Below are 12209 nucleotides of genomic sequence, written 5' to 3'. Positions count from 1 at the left end.
GGTATGCAGCTTTTCTCTGGTCTGCAAATTTGATATACGTAACGTATGTGTATTTCATATACGAACCGTATGTCAATAACGGAGATTTGCATGGCCCCGAGGTCTCGCGCTGAAACCATGATGGAAAACCGCCAGCTGTTGCTGGCTGCGGCGAGAAAAGCCTTTGCCAAAAAGGGTTTTGCAGCATCATCCATGGATGATCTGACAGCGGAAGCGGGACTGACACGCGGAGCGCTCTATCATAATTTCGGGGACAAAAAGGGACTGCTGGCTGCCGTTGTCGCGCAGATTGATGGCGAAATGGCCTCACGCGCAAAGAATGCAGCTTCCTTAGAAGCAGACCCTTGGGCTGCTTTGATGACAGAGGCTGCGACCTATATTGAGATGGCTTTGGAACCAGAAGTGCAGCGCATCGTGCTTCTGGACGGCCCGGCTTTTCTTGGCGACCCCTCGCAATGGCCCAGCCAGAATGCCTGCCTCGACGTCACTCGCAAAACGGTCGAAGTTTTGGTTACGGAAGGCGTTTTGAAGCCCGTCGATGTGGATGCTGCAGCGCGACTGTTAAGCGGCGCGGCGCTGAATGCTGCACTTTGGGTTGCCGCAAGCGACAACCCGGCATCTGCGCTGAAAAAGGCTGTAGAGGTGTTTCAACATCTGGCTTCAGGGCTTTTAGCTGAAGATAAGATTTAAAGCCCCAGCATCATCGCCCAGTAAATGCGACGTGGATTGTTCTCTGGCGTTGCCCAGGCAAGGCCGTAATGCTGGAAAGTCGCATCAAGCATGTTTTTGCGATGGCCAGGTGATTTCATCCAGGCATCGAAGACGGCTTGTGTATTGGGCTGACCAGAGGCCACGTTTTCCGCGGCAGGTCCACGAATACCGGCCTGTTTGAGCCTTGATACAAACCCATTGCCCCAGCCTACCGAGTGGCCGATCTTGCCATGGGCTGCCATACGTCGTGCCTGATAAAGAGCTGCCTGCTCAAGCTTGCTGTCAGTTGCCATCGACGACAGGCCGTTGGCCTTGCGGATTTGATTGAACAATTCTGTTGGATCGACGTCTGCCGCGGCATTCGCAAAGCCTGCGGGCAAGGCCGCAAAAGCCAGTGCACCACCGGCAAGGATCAAAAAACCACGCCGGGAAAGAATAAACGTGTCGTTCTGCTGCATCTGTCCGATTTCTGAACGGTTCAAATTGGAGCATTGTTCGGCACAAAAATGCTTCGCATCCTTGGCTTAAACGCTCTGATTATTTCCGGTAGCTCAGGATACGGAGCAAAATAAAGGCAGGAATGACAACTGCCGCGCCAAGAATGAGATAATCGGCAAAACCAGCAATGGCTGAGAAGCCCATATTCCAGAGACGCAGAACAAAATCACGGATGCCATAAAGTATATCATAAGGCGTCCAGTGGAATGCGCTCATCACTACGCCCACGACAAGCGAGATCAGCACAAGCTTGATCAGCACGCGCGCTGGCGAGTCGCCAAGGAAACGGTTTACACCATCAGACATGCAAATCTCCTGCATCAAACCATGTCTCGGAAAAGTGGGAACCGGTTTTCCGTTAAAGACATGCGTAAAAACAAAGGCTTTAAACGCGTCGCTTGGATACGATAGAATGCACCGCGTTTCAGCCCCTCTGCCAAACTGGCAGTTTCGTCGCGGAAAATAGGAGGTCAGTGCGGGATTCGCAAGTTATCTCACAAACTCAGTGGTGTTTACGATATTCGCGTGGGGCTTTCTGCTTCTGCCTGAAAAACGAACGGTTCATGCTGCGCGTATCCGTAAAGCCGCTGGCAACAGCCACTTCCAGAAGCGAAAGCCCGGTTTCCAACAACAGCTCACGCGCTTTCTTGACCCGCAGCTCCTCGCGCACCTCGAACGCAGTGCGCCCCACGGCCATGCGGAAACCGCGCTCCATCTGACGCACAGAGATGCCAAGCTTGCGCGCCACATCGATCATCGGCACTGGCTCTTCCAGCGTTTCCTCGAAAATACGGATCGCCCTGCGGATCATCGGCGAGCGAACGCCATTGAAGCTGAGTGCCGGCTGTTCCGAACGCACCAGTTCATAAGGGATCATCAGGATGGAGGCACTTTTACGTGCCAGTTCCTCCGAGATTTCATTCTGGATGATCGACAGAGACAACGACGCAGCGCCCAGCCCACCTGCGCAAGTATAGTGCCGACCGCTGCGATGAAAAAGGCTGGTCGTATCAGCCGTATGGCCATCGAAAAGATCAAGGAAATCGTCGCGATGGAACCAGCTTACACAACAATTGCGGTCGTCCAGCAATCCGCCTTCAGCAAGCAGAAAAGCGGCTGTGCAAAGGCCGACCACCGTCTTGCCGCGTTTGTCCGCCCTCTTGATGAGATCAATCAGTGCCTGCTGTCGTGGGCGATATTGGGCAAGCAAACCTCCCACCACGGCCACATAGTCACATTCATCAAGCTCACCGATGGTTGCGGTAGGTTCGATTACCATGCCGGAACTCGACGTGACCGGATCACCGGACATTGTGCAGATTTTCCACCCGCATCTGATCTGTCGGCTTTTATCGCGATCATCGGCCGCCAGTCGGAACGGATCAAGAAACAGGCTCAGTGCCGTCAGTGTGAAGCCCGGCAATGCAACGATACCCACCAACAGACGGCGCGGCGGCACATCTATTGTGTTCTCCCGTTCCCATTCCTTCCCATGCTTCACTCTACCGACCTCCTCCGCCTCATCCTTACTTATAAGGCGGGCCTATTTTATAAAGGCGGAACCAAGAAGAGTGCAATCACCTGAAATGCTTGGAGAGCTTGAGTTGTTGCGCCTGATAGTTCGATCCAAGATCGACACCGTAGAGCGCCTTCGGGCGATTCAACATGTGCTCATAAACAAGACGGCCGACAATCTGGCCATGTTCAAGAATGAACGGGACTTCATGACTGCGCACTTCCAGAACCGCACGGCTTCCAGTGCCACCAGCAGAGCTGTGGCCGAAACCGGGATCAAAGAAGCCCGCATAATGCACACGGAATTCACCGACCAGCGGGTCGAAAGGCGTCATTTCAGCTGCGAAAAGCGGCGGTACGTGCACAGCTTCCCGCGAAACGAGGATGTAGAACTCATCGGGATCAAGCACCAGTTCGCGTGACCCGCGATCATAGATCGGCTCCCAGAAATCGAGCACATCGTGTGCTGCGCGCTTGTCGACATCAACAACAGCCGTGTGGTGCTTACCGCGATAGCCGATGAGCCTGTCTTCGCTACCTGACAGATCGACAGAAAGCGCGATGCCACCGCCGGAAATATTCGGCATTTCAGAAGCGACGAGCGTCTCGTTCTGGTGAAGGGTCGAAAGTTCAGCTTCGTTCAGCTGCGCACGCCCCTTTCGGAAGCGGATCTGCGACAGACGCGAACCGGTTCGCACGACAATCGGGAATGTGCGCGGGCTGACTTCAAGATAAAGCGGGCCTTTGTAATCGGCCGGAACCTTGTCGAATTCCTGCGCGCCATCGGTGATGACACGGGTGAAGATATCAAGACGACCTGTCGAGCTCTTTGGATTGGCAGATGCTGAAAGCTCTGGTGAAAGTGACAGGCTTTCAAGCAGTGGCACGATATAGACACAGCCTGTTTCCAGCACTGCGCCCGCAGTCAGATCGATCTCGTGAAGTTTGAGGCGTTCGAGCTTATCGATAACCGGCGTACCGGGACCGGGCATGAAGGATGCGCGCACACGATAGGCTTTCACACCCAACCGCAGATCAAGGCTGGCAGGCTGAATCTGGTCGGCATCCAGCGGACGTGCAGATACGAGCAACCCGCTGTCAAACAGTGCGGCAATATCCGCATCTGCCAGAATTCCTGCGTCCCTCTGCGTCATAACACTGAACTCCGTGACTTTTTAAAAACTGGCTTAAAACTGGTCTATGACCATTGACCGCTCTGAGCCTCAATGCCAACCCTGAAACCCCGCAGTTCGCTGGTTTTCCGCAGGAATCGCAGGGTTCAATGCTTTGGCAGACTGGCGTTTTCCTGAAAACTGATCCTTCTGGCATTGACGACCCCGCCCAAGAGGCATAAGGAAAAAGTGTTCCGTGGTGATTTGGCCGGCCGGCTTGCAGCCACGTTAAAGAATTCGCTAAATGAGGCCGCGGTTCGTTACCGGCCTTTTGCGTTTTCGCAAGGCCGGTTTTTTATTGGCCGCCGAGGCGTCACCATGCCCCGGCCGACCAGCTTTCGACAGGTTGGAAAAATGACGAATGAGACTACCCGCAAGTTCCGCCCGGCAACTCAACTCGTTCATGCAGGATCGCTGCGTTCGGGTTTCGCAGAGTTGTCAGAAGCCCTCTATCTGACACAGGGCTTTCTCTATCCAACGGCGGAAGCCGCTGAGGCTCGCTTCAAGGGTGAAGACCCGGGGTTCATCTATTCGCGTTATGCTAATCCAACCACCGATATGTTTGAAAAGCGCATGTGTGCGCTTGAAGGTGCTGAAGATGCACGCGCACTGACATCGGGCATGGCTGCGGTTGCGGCATCCATCCTGTGTCAGGTACAGGCTGGCGACCACCTGATTTGTGCCCGCGCTGTTTTCGGCTCGTCGCGCTATATCGTCGAAACGCTTTTGCCACGATATGGCGTGGAAATTTCCGTTATTGATGGCGCGCAGATTGAAAACTGGAAAGCTGCTGTCCGTCCAAACACCAAAGTGATGCTGCTTGAAAGCCCGTCGAACCCGACGCTGGAAGTCATCGACATCGCTGCTGTCGCCGACATCGCCAATGAGATCGGTGCCAAGCTGATCGTGGACAACGTATTTGCAACACCACTCTTCCAGAAGCCACTGGAACTGGGTGCGCATATCGTTGTCTATTCGACCACCAAACACATTGACGGTCAGGGCCGTTGCCTGGGTGGCATTATCCTTTCAGATCAGGAATGGACCGAAGAAGTTTTGCAGCCTTACTTCCGTCATACCGGTCCGGGTATGAGCCCATTCAATGCCTGGATCATGCTCAAGGGGCTCGAAACGCTCGGTGTGCGCGTGCGTCAGCAGACGCAATCGGCAGCCGCAGTAGCAGACGCCCTTGCAGGTCAGACTGGCGTCAAGCAGATCATCTATCCGGGACGCGCCGACCATCCGCAAGCAGATATTATCGCGCGTCAGATGACCGGTGGCTCGACGCTGATTGCACTGGAACTGGAAGGCGGCAAAGAAGCAGCATTCAAGTTTGAAAATGCACTTCAGGTCTTCAGCATCTCCAATAATCTCGGCGATGCAAAGAGCATCATCACACATCCGGCCACGACCACGCATCAGAGCCTCACCGATGAAGCGCGTGCAGAACTCGGAATTTCGGATGGTATGCTGCGCTTTTCTGTGGGCCTTGAGGACACAGACGATCTGATCGAAGATGTATTGGAAGCGCTGAAGGCTGCTCGCTAACGCGAATGTGCTATTTTAGCGTCTTTTGATCGCAAAATGATGCATAAACAACGCAATTGCCGGAACATTTTGGCAATTGCAACGCAATTGTCCGCTTCAAATCGTTGACCTCCAGCGCAACTTTCGCGATAGGTGAAAGACGAAGACTTGATGCGATTCAAAGGCGGGTGCGTATGTACAGAGCGGTAACGCGGGGTATCGAAGTAACAGCCGAGCCCTTTTATCTTGAAGATCAGTCAGAGCCTGAAGAAAACCGCTACGTCTGGGGTTATCGGATTACTATCGCCAATAATTCTTCTGACACCATACAGTTGCGCTCGCGTTACTGGCAGATCACTGACGGGAATGGTCATATAGAAGAAGTAAAGGGAGACGGTGTCGTTGGAGATCAGCCGACGCTGAATCCCGGTGATTCCTATCAGTATTCTTCAGGCTGCCCACTCTCCACCACATCTGGTGTGATGGTCGGGCGCTATCAGATGCAGGCTTCCGACGGCAACGCTTTTGAAGTCAATATTCCGGCCTTCTCTCTCGATATTCCAGAGACACGTCGTACACTGAATTAAAAAAGGCGCTTCTCACGAAGCGCCTTTTTCTATGAGCGCCTATCGACGCCATGAATATTTTACCTGTTGCTCAGTCTATCAGAGAACCGCGTCACACTTTTCCAGCTGCGCGCCTGATCACTTCGCAAACTGCGCTGGGTCAAACTCGTAATGCGTCGAGCAGAATTCGCAGGTCACGGAAATCTTGCCGTCCTCAATGCTGTCCTTAATTTCTTCAGCCGAGAGCTTGGAAAACACACCTTCGATTTTCTCACGCGAGCACGAGCACTCATCCAGAACCCGAACGGCTTCATAGATGCGGACGCCGCGTTCATGGAACAGACGATAAAGCAAACGTTCCGAGCCAACTTGCGGATCGGTCAGCTCAGAGCTTTCAATCGTGCCGACCAGCGAGCGCGCTTCATCCCAGCCGTCATCTTCCAGATCGCGCGTAATCGTGTTTTCGTCACCATCACCACCCGGAAGATCCGGCACACGTGAACGCAATTCAGATTCAGGCAGAAACTGAATAACCAGACCACCAGCGCGCCAGCGCTCGACCAGTTTACCGTCAGCACCGCGCTCAACGAGCTTGGCAACGCTCAGTTTCACATCGGTAGGAATCTGTTCCGACTGACGGAAATAGGTGCGTGCAATCTCTTCCAGCGTCGATCCATCAAGAGCAACAATGCCCTGATAGCGCTGCGTATAGGCACCCTGATCAACGGTGAAAGCCAGCGTGCCGCGACCAAGCAGTTCCTCAGGACGGGTCTGTCCTGCCGCTACAGCTTCCTTGACGCGTTCAGCATCAAAACGCGCATAGGCACGTACGGAACGCGGCGTGCGGAAATCGACCACCAGCATATCGACAGGGCCGCCAGACTGGGTCTGGAAGATAAACTTGCCTTCAAATTTCAAAGACGTGCCAAGAAGCACAGTCAAAACCGTCGCTTCGGCGAGAAGGCGTGCGACGTGTTCCGGATAGTTGTGGCGCTTCAGAATAGCGTCAATGCTGCCGCCCAGTTGTACGGCGCGACCACGCACGTCGAGCCCCTCCACCTGGAAGGGCACAACGGCATCGTCACCGGCGAAGTCGAGGTCTTCCAGAGCGATCTGGATGTCTTCGACTTCGATTTGCTCATTGCTGATCTTGTCAGACAATTTATGCTCCTAAATGCCGCCTTGCAGGCACCAGGCCAGAATAGCTTTCTGGGCATGGAGCCTGTTTTCAGCTTCATCGAATACGACCGATTGAGGGCCGTCGATCACTTCGTCGGTCACTTCCTCGCCGCGATGCGCGGGCAGGCAGTGCATGAAAAGCGCCTGTTGGTCAGCTTTAGCCATCAGATGTGCATTAACCTGATAGGGCATGAAAACATTATGGCCACGGGCGTGATCTTCCTGCCCCATCGAAACCCAAGTGTCGGTCACGATGCAATCTGCACCGCTTACCGCCTTATCCGGGTCCGCTGTGGACATGATGTTCGCGCCGTTTGCCTTTGCCCAATCGATATATTGCTGCTTCGGCTCGCTGCCTTCCGGCGTTGCGATATTGACGTTGAAATCAAAACGCGCCGCGGCTTCCACAAGAGAATGCAGGACGTTGTTACCGTCCCCCATCCAGGCAAAGGTCTTGCCTTTGATCGAACCGCGATGTTCCTCATATGTAAGAACGTCAGCCATGATCTGACAAGGGTGTGTGTCGTCGGTCAGTGCATTAATAACCGGAACGGTCGCATATTCAGCCAGTTCCAGCATGCGATCATGCGATGTCGTGCGGATCATAATCGCATCCACATAGCGCGAAAGCACCTTGGCTGTGTCCGCGATCGTCTCGCTGCGGCCAAGCTGCATTTCCGAGCCTGTCAACATGATCGTCTCACCGCCGAGCTGACGCATGCCAACATCAAACGAGACGCGGGTACGCGTGGATGGTTTCTCGAAAATCATTGCCAGCACCTTGCCGGCAAAAGGCTTTTCGAGTTCACCAGCCTTCAGGCGCGCCTTGCGTGCCTTGGCATCTTCCATAATGGCGCGAAGTTCGCTGGCCGGAACGGTCGAGAGGTCAATGAAGTGCTTAATACCGTTATTGTTCGCCATGATCTCACGCCGTCTTACTGGTCGGATTTGCGATTGCAAGCCGTTCTACAGCCATCTCAATACGCCTCAATGCTTCACGAGCCTCTTCAGGCGTCGTGACAAGCGGAGGAAGAAGACGGATGACGTTGTCACCAGCGCCGACACTCAGGAAATGCTCATCACGCAGAGCCTGAATAAGCGTCACGTTTGGCACAACGCATTTGATGCCCATAAGAAGACCACGACCACGAATTTCCGAAACCACGTTCGGAAAACGATCGATGATCGATGCAAGGCCCTGCTTCAGCGTCAATGCTGTTTCCTGCACGTTTTCGAGGAAGCCATCAGCAAGCACGACGTCAAGCACGGCATTGCCGACTGCCATGGCCAGTGGATTGCCACCATAGGTCGTGCCATGAACGCCAGCAGTCATGCCCTTGGCAGCTTCTGCGGTTGCAAGACAAGCGCCCATCGGAAAGCCACCGCCAATGCCCTTGGCGACTGCCATGATGTCCGGCTTGATGCCCGACCATTCATGAGCGAACAGTCTGCCGGTACGGCCAACGCCCGTCTGAACTTCATCGAGGATGAGAAGAAGCCCCTTGTCGTCGCAGATCTGACGCAACAGCCGCATGAACTCTTCCGGGAAGCCGCGCAGACCGCCCTCGCCCTGCACAGGCTCAAGCAGGATCGCTGCAGTTTCCTCGGTGATCGCGGCACGCAGTGCTGCTTCATCGCCAAACGGCACCTGATCGAAGCCGTCAACTTTCGGGCCGAAACCTTCGAGATACTTGGCCTGACCACCAGCAGCAATCGTTGCCAGCGTACGTCCGTGGAATGCACCTTCAAAGGTAATGACGCGGAAGCGCTCAGGATTGCCGTTTACAAAATGATAACGGCGCGCGGTCTTGATCGCGCATTCGAGAGCCTCGGCACCCGAATTGGTAAAGAACACTTTATCGGCAAATGTCGCTTCAACCAGACGACGGCCAAGCTTCTCCTGTCCGGGAACCTCATAGAGATTGGACAGATGCCACAGCTTATCGGCCTGATCTTTGAGCGTATTGACCAGATGCGGATGGGAATGGCCCAGCGAATTAACTGCAATGCCAGCAGCAAAATCTAGATAACGGTCGCCGCCTTCGGTAATCAGCCAGATGCCCTCACCTCGCTCGAAGCGCAGAGCCGCACGATTATAGGTGTCGTAGAGCGGTTGCACAGTCGTAACGTCGGTCATTGCAGTCAGGCCTCCATAAGCCTTGTAAATGCAGCGCCTCCGGCAATGCCGGTCAGGCAGCGTTTCCCATTGTGTTACTGCCTAATTCCTTAAACCTGAAACAGTTACAGGTAAAATTATGCAGCAAATTTAAACTTTTAGAGCGACCTTTGTGCGCCCGATAGGGACGCACACCGCTCTAATACCCCGCACCACGAGCCTAAAAAGTCCCCGGAACGGGATCAGGCGATCTCATGTCTTTGCATGAGCCTCCCAGCGGAAATAAAAAACCGCCCTCAAGGCGGCATTATTTAATCCCGGGCGTATATTGGCGCTCGCAAAAAAAATGTCAATCAAAGCGCGCAAGGATAATCATCCATCTTTATGCATGAGTTCATGCTGGAAAGAACTCACTATATAAGATGGGACCTATGCGGTGCAGGGCTGGCATTTTGCGGATTGGGTCGATATATAGACGCCAGATGTTTTCCCTGACGGGACATCCCGCTGAAAAGCTCCCGCAAAATGGCCGAAGCTGACTCAGAAAAACCGTCTTTAGCACCCAAGTTGGGGAAAACCATAAAAATGGAATCCGCCTGACAAGGCTATCCCTTGTCATGAAGTCGTTCATTAATGTAGTTTCTATTCAAAGCAAAAAAACTACATTTCGTGCGACGGACCTAGTCACCCGGATAGATATAGTGTTTGCGCCTGGAGCAATCCGGGAACACTGGTGGATTCCGGATAACGAAAATTGATTGGAGCCCAGGGCGATGAACTGGACAGATGAGCGCGTCGAACTGCTGAAGAAATTATGGAACGAGGGCTTGAGTGCAAGCCAGATCGCAGCACAGCTTGGTGGCGTGAGCCGCAATGCAGTGATCGGCAAAGTGCATCGTTTGAAGCTTTCGGGCCGTGGCAAAACCACCACGGCTGCTCCGCGCAGCAAAAAAGTTAATACTGTTGCAGCCGCGCCGCGTCCTGCAGCAACACAGACGAATGGCAGCAGCCGTCCTCAGGCGACCACGACCATCCGCACAGCAACTGTTACACATACCGTTGGCGCAACTGCGCTTCAGATGGAATATGTGGCTGATGCAGTGACTGAACGGGTCGTAAGACCAACTTCGGACGTTGTTGTTCCTATTTCGCGCAAGCTGACCTTGCTTCAGCTTAGCGAACGTACCTGCAAATGGCCAATCGGTGATCCGCTCAATGAAGATTTTCACTTCTGCGGTAGTGAATCCGGTGAATCCAGCCCATATTGCGGATATCATTCGAAACTGGCTTTCCAGCCGACGGCAGAACGCCGCCGCGCACGCTGAACGATAAAGCCAAGTCTATAAACAAAAGCCCCGGAGCGGAAACGCTACCGGGGCTTTTATTCGAAGGAAGTCCTGAGGCGCATTTATAATCCGATTGAATGAGATCTAAGCGCTGATATCTTATCTGAATCCACGCCTTTCCCGAAAACCGGTCCTCACTTTTGAGTATAAGCCCTCACTCATGCCCGTTTAGGCAGGCGGACCAGGAAGGTCGAGCCTTCACCAAGCTGCGAGCGTACAACCAGTCGTCCGCGATGTCGCGCCAGGATGTGCTTTGCGATCGCAAGCCCCAAGCCTGTTCCCTTTTGTGCACGACTGGTTTCGACATCGATACGATAAAACCGCTCTGTCAGACGGGGCAAATGTTCCGCAGCAATGCCAGGGCCAAAGTCCTGCACGGAAGCCGCAACCTCAAATGCGCCACTGTTGTTTTCTTCATCCAGTTTCAGAATAACACGCTTGCCGCCCTGTCCATATTTGCAGGCATTCTCAACCAGATTCTGGAACACCTGGATCAATTCATCCCGTGTGCCTGTCACATTAACCGGATGATCCGGAAGATGGCGTTCAATCGTGACATCCAGCCCTGCCGCGAGCGGGCTCAGCGTATCAGCCACATGGTTGAGCACCGCCGTCATATCCACGCATTCATTTACAGCCAGATGTGCACGCATCTCAAGCCGCGACAGTGACAGCAGGTCATCTATCAAGCGCGACATGCGTTCTGCCTGTTTCTGCATGATGCCGAGAAATCTATCCCGCGCTGCGGCATCGTTACGTGCCGGACCTTGCAGCGTTTCAATAAAGCCCAGCAGCGAAGCAAGCGGGGTGCGCAGTTCATGGCTGGCATTGGCAATAAAGTCTGAACGCATACGGTCTATGCGCCGCGTTTCACTCTGGTCGCGGAACAGAAGGACGAAAAGCTCCGGTTTGCCGTCTGGATCGCGGAGCGCCTTGACCACCGCTTTATACCAGCGATCAATCGGTACGCGTTCAAAATAATCGATGCTGCGCGGTTCGCCATCTGCGATAACGCCCTGGATGAGGGCATGCATTTCCGGTGCGCGAAAACGCAGATAAAGGCCCGTGTCTTTTTCGAGAGATTGAAACGCTTCAAGAGCAGCCGCATTGGCAAAAAGGACAGTTCCGCGCTGATCGAAGACGATCATCGGATCTGTTAATAATTCAGCCAGCCGCTCCCCCGAAACGTCTGCCATTTCATTGGTTGCATGCACGCCCTGCGGCTTATCCTCAACCGTCTCCTCGCGCGTAGCACTTGCGACCCATATGGCACCGACAATGATCAGGACCATCAAAGCGATACGGAACCATAACGGCAATTCCAGCACCATGATGCAGACTACCAGAACCATGCTGGTAATGAGCACACCTTTGACCCTGATCAGTGGAGCGAAGAGGCTTTCCTCTGGCTCGGAACCGGGCGAAGGCTGGCTGCTGTTTTCACTCATTCTGACATCTCTCAACTATTGCACCGCGCAAGCGATTTACCCTACCCAAGCTATTGTTCCAAAAGCAGGCAAACCATCCTTTACGCGGCTTATAAACAGCCCATATCATGCATGATGCTATATGGGCACTT

The 12209-nt window shown here is 53.8% G+C and carries 12 protein-coding genes and 1 riboswitch; of the genes, 4 read left to right on the top strand and 8 right to left on the bottom strand.

Annotated features, from left to right (window positions below; genetic code table 11):
* Nucleotides 1-90 precede the first annotated feature (90 nt).
* On the top strand, nt 91-690 hold the full coding sequence (locus tag CEV32_RS20245; protein WP_094578879.1) for a TetR/AcrR family transcriptional regulator: 600 nt from the start codon (nt 91-93) through the stop codon (nt 688-690).
* Here the strand turns inward: CEV32_RS20245 and CEV32_RS20240 are convergent.
* The 4 genes from CEV32_RS20240 to CEV32_RS20225 form a co-directional block, all read right to left on the bottom strand.
* Nucleotides 687-1169 carry a CAP domain-containing protein gene (locus CEV32_RS20240; protein WP_094578878.1) on the bottom strand — a complete coding sequence of 161 codons (483 nt, stop codon included), beginning with the start codon at nt 1167-1169 and terminating at the stop codon, nt 687-689. The genes CEV32_RS20245 and CEV32_RS20240 overlap by 4 nt on opposite strands.
* A 79-nt stretch (nt 1170-1248) precedes the next feature.
* Nucleotides 1249-1515, bottom strand: a complete 267-nt coding sequence (locus CEV32_RS20235) for a DUF6460 domain-containing protein (RefSeq protein WP_094506571.1) — start codon at nt 1513-1515, stop codon at nt 1249-1251.
* A 196-nt stretch (nt 1516-1711) separates the two neighbouring features.
* Nucleotides 1712-2743: a GlxA family transcriptional regulator gene (locus tag CEV32_RS20230; protein ID WP_374883150.1), complete on the bottom strand. Its 1032-nt coding sequence runs from the start codon at nt 2741-2743 to the stop codon at nt 1712-1714.
* A 43-nt stretch (nt 2744-2786) separates the two neighbouring features.
* Nucleotides 2787-3878: a 2'-deoxycytidine 5'-triphosphate deaminase gene (locus tag CEV32_RS20225; RefSeq protein WP_094578876.1), complete on the bottom strand. Its 1092-nt coding sequence runs from the start codon at nt 3876-3878 to the stop codon at nt 2787-2789.
* A gap of 204 nt (nt 3879-4082) precedes the next feature.
* Nucleotides 4083-4162, top strand: a riboswitch (SAM riboswitch).
* A gap of 88 nt (nt 4163-4250) precedes the next feature.
* Here CEV32_RS20225 and CEV32_RS20220 point away from each other — a divergent pair.
* Both CEV32_RS20220 and apaG read left to right on the top strand, forming a co-directional pair.
* Nucleotides 4251-5444 carry an O-succinylhomoserine sulfhydrylase gene (locus CEV32_RS20220; RefSeq protein ID WP_094578875.1) on the top strand — a complete coding sequence of 398 codons (1194 nt, stop codon included), beginning with the start codon at nt 4251-4253 and terminating at the stop codon, nt 5442-5444.
* A gap of 173 nt (nt 5445-5617) precedes the next feature.
* Nucleotides 5618-6010: a Co2+/Mg2+ efflux protein ApaG gene (gene apaG / locus CEV32_RS20215; protein ID WP_094578874.1), complete on the top strand. Its 393-nt coding sequence runs from the start codon at nt 5618-5620 to the stop codon at nt 6008-6010.
* 117 nt (nt 6011-6127) lie between these two features.
* Here apaG and CEV32_RS20210 read toward each other — a convergent pair whose 3' ends face one another.
* The 3 genes from CEV32_RS20210 to CEV32_RS20200 are packed head-to-tail and all read right to left on the bottom strand — an operon-like array spanning nt 6128 to nt 9305.
* Nucleotides 6128-7150 carry an Hsp33 family molecular chaperone gene (locus CEV32_RS20210; protein WP_094578873.1) on the bottom strand — a complete coding sequence of 341 codons (1023 nt, stop codon included), beginning with the start codon at nt 7148-7150 and terminating at the stop codon, nt 6128-6130.
* A gap of 9 nt (nt 7151-7159) precedes the next feature.
* Nucleotides 7160-8089, bottom strand: coding sequence for an ornithine carbamoyltransferase (gene argF / locus CEV32_RS20205; protein ID WP_094578872.1), 930 nt, complete (start codon nt 8087-8089; stop codon nt 7160-7162).
* 4 nt (nt 8090-8093) lie between these two features.
* Entirely contained in the window at nt 8094-9305 is a 1212-nt protein-coding gene (locus CEV32_RS20200) for an aspartate aminotransferase family protein (protein ID WP_094578871.1), read from the bottom strand.
* A 752-nt stretch (nt 9306-10057) separates the two neighbouring features.
* Between CEV32_RS20200 and CEV32_RS20195 the strand changes: the two genes are divergently transcribed.
* A complete protein-coding gene (locus CEV32_RS20195; protein ID WP_094578870.1) occupies nt 10058-10609 on the top strand; it encodes a GcrA family cell cycle regulator in 552 nt (183 codons plus the stop codon).
* 179 nt (nt 10610-10788) lie between these two features.
* On the opposite strand, the gene CEV32_RS20190 is transcribed toward CEV32_RS20195, so the two are convergent.
* Entirely contained in the window at nt 10789-12078 is a 1290-nt protein-coding gene (locus CEV32_RS20190) for an ATP-binding protein (RefSeq protein WP_094578869.1), read from the bottom strand.
* Nucleotides 12079-12209 lie beyond the last annotated feature (131 nt).

The sequence above is a fragment of the Brucella rhizosphaerae genome (genome assembly GCF_002252475.1).
Lineage (GTDB): Bacteria > Pseudomonadota > Alphaproteobacteria > Rhizobiales > Rhizobiaceae > Brucella > Brucella rhizosphaerae.
This window is presented reverse-complemented; position numbering and strand designations above follow the sequence as displayed.

Excerpts from the sequence above, each read along its gene's own strand:
- argF (WP_094578872.1), bottom strand. The coding sequence starts at position 8,089 with ATGGCGAACAATAACGGTATTAAGCACTTCATTGACCTCTCGACCGTT.
- CEV32_RS20245 (WP_094578879.1), top strand. The coding sequence starts at position 91 with ATGGCCCCGAGGTCTCGCGCTGAAACCATGATGGAAAACCGCCAGCTG.
- CEV32_RS20195 (WP_094578870.1), top strand. The coding sequence starts at position 10,058 with ATGAACTGGACAGATGAGCGCGTCGAACTGCTGAAGAAATTATGGAAC.
- CEV32_RS20200 (WP_094578871.1), bottom strand. The coding sequence starts at position 9,305 with ATGACCGACGTTACGACTGTGCAACCGCTCTACGACACCTATAATCGT.
- CEV32_RS20225 (WP_094578876.1), bottom strand. The coding sequence starts at position 3,878 with ATGACGCAGAGGGACGCAGGAATTCTGGCAGATGCGGATATTGCCGCA.
- CEV32_RS20220 (WP_094578875.1), top strand. The coding sequence starts at position 4,251 with ATGACGAATGAGACTACCCGCAAGTTCCGCCCGGCAACTCAACTCGTT.
- CEV32_RS20235 (WP_094506571.1), bottom strand. The coding sequence starts at position 1,515 with ATGTCTGATGGTGTAAACCGTTTCCTTGGCGACTCGCCAGCGCGCGTG.
- apaG (WP_094578874.1), top strand. The coding sequence starts at position 5,618 with ATGTACAGAGCGGTAACGCGGGGTATCGAAGTAACAGCCGAGCCCTTT.
- CEV32_RS20240 (WP_094578878.1), bottom strand. The coding sequence starts at position 1,169 with ATGCAGCAGAACGACACGTTTATTCTTTCCCGGCGTGGTTTTTTGATC.
- CEV32_RS20190 (WP_094578869.1), bottom strand. The coding sequence starts at position 12,078 with ATGAGTGAAAACAGCAGCCAGCCTTCGCCCGGTTCCGAGCCAGAGGAA.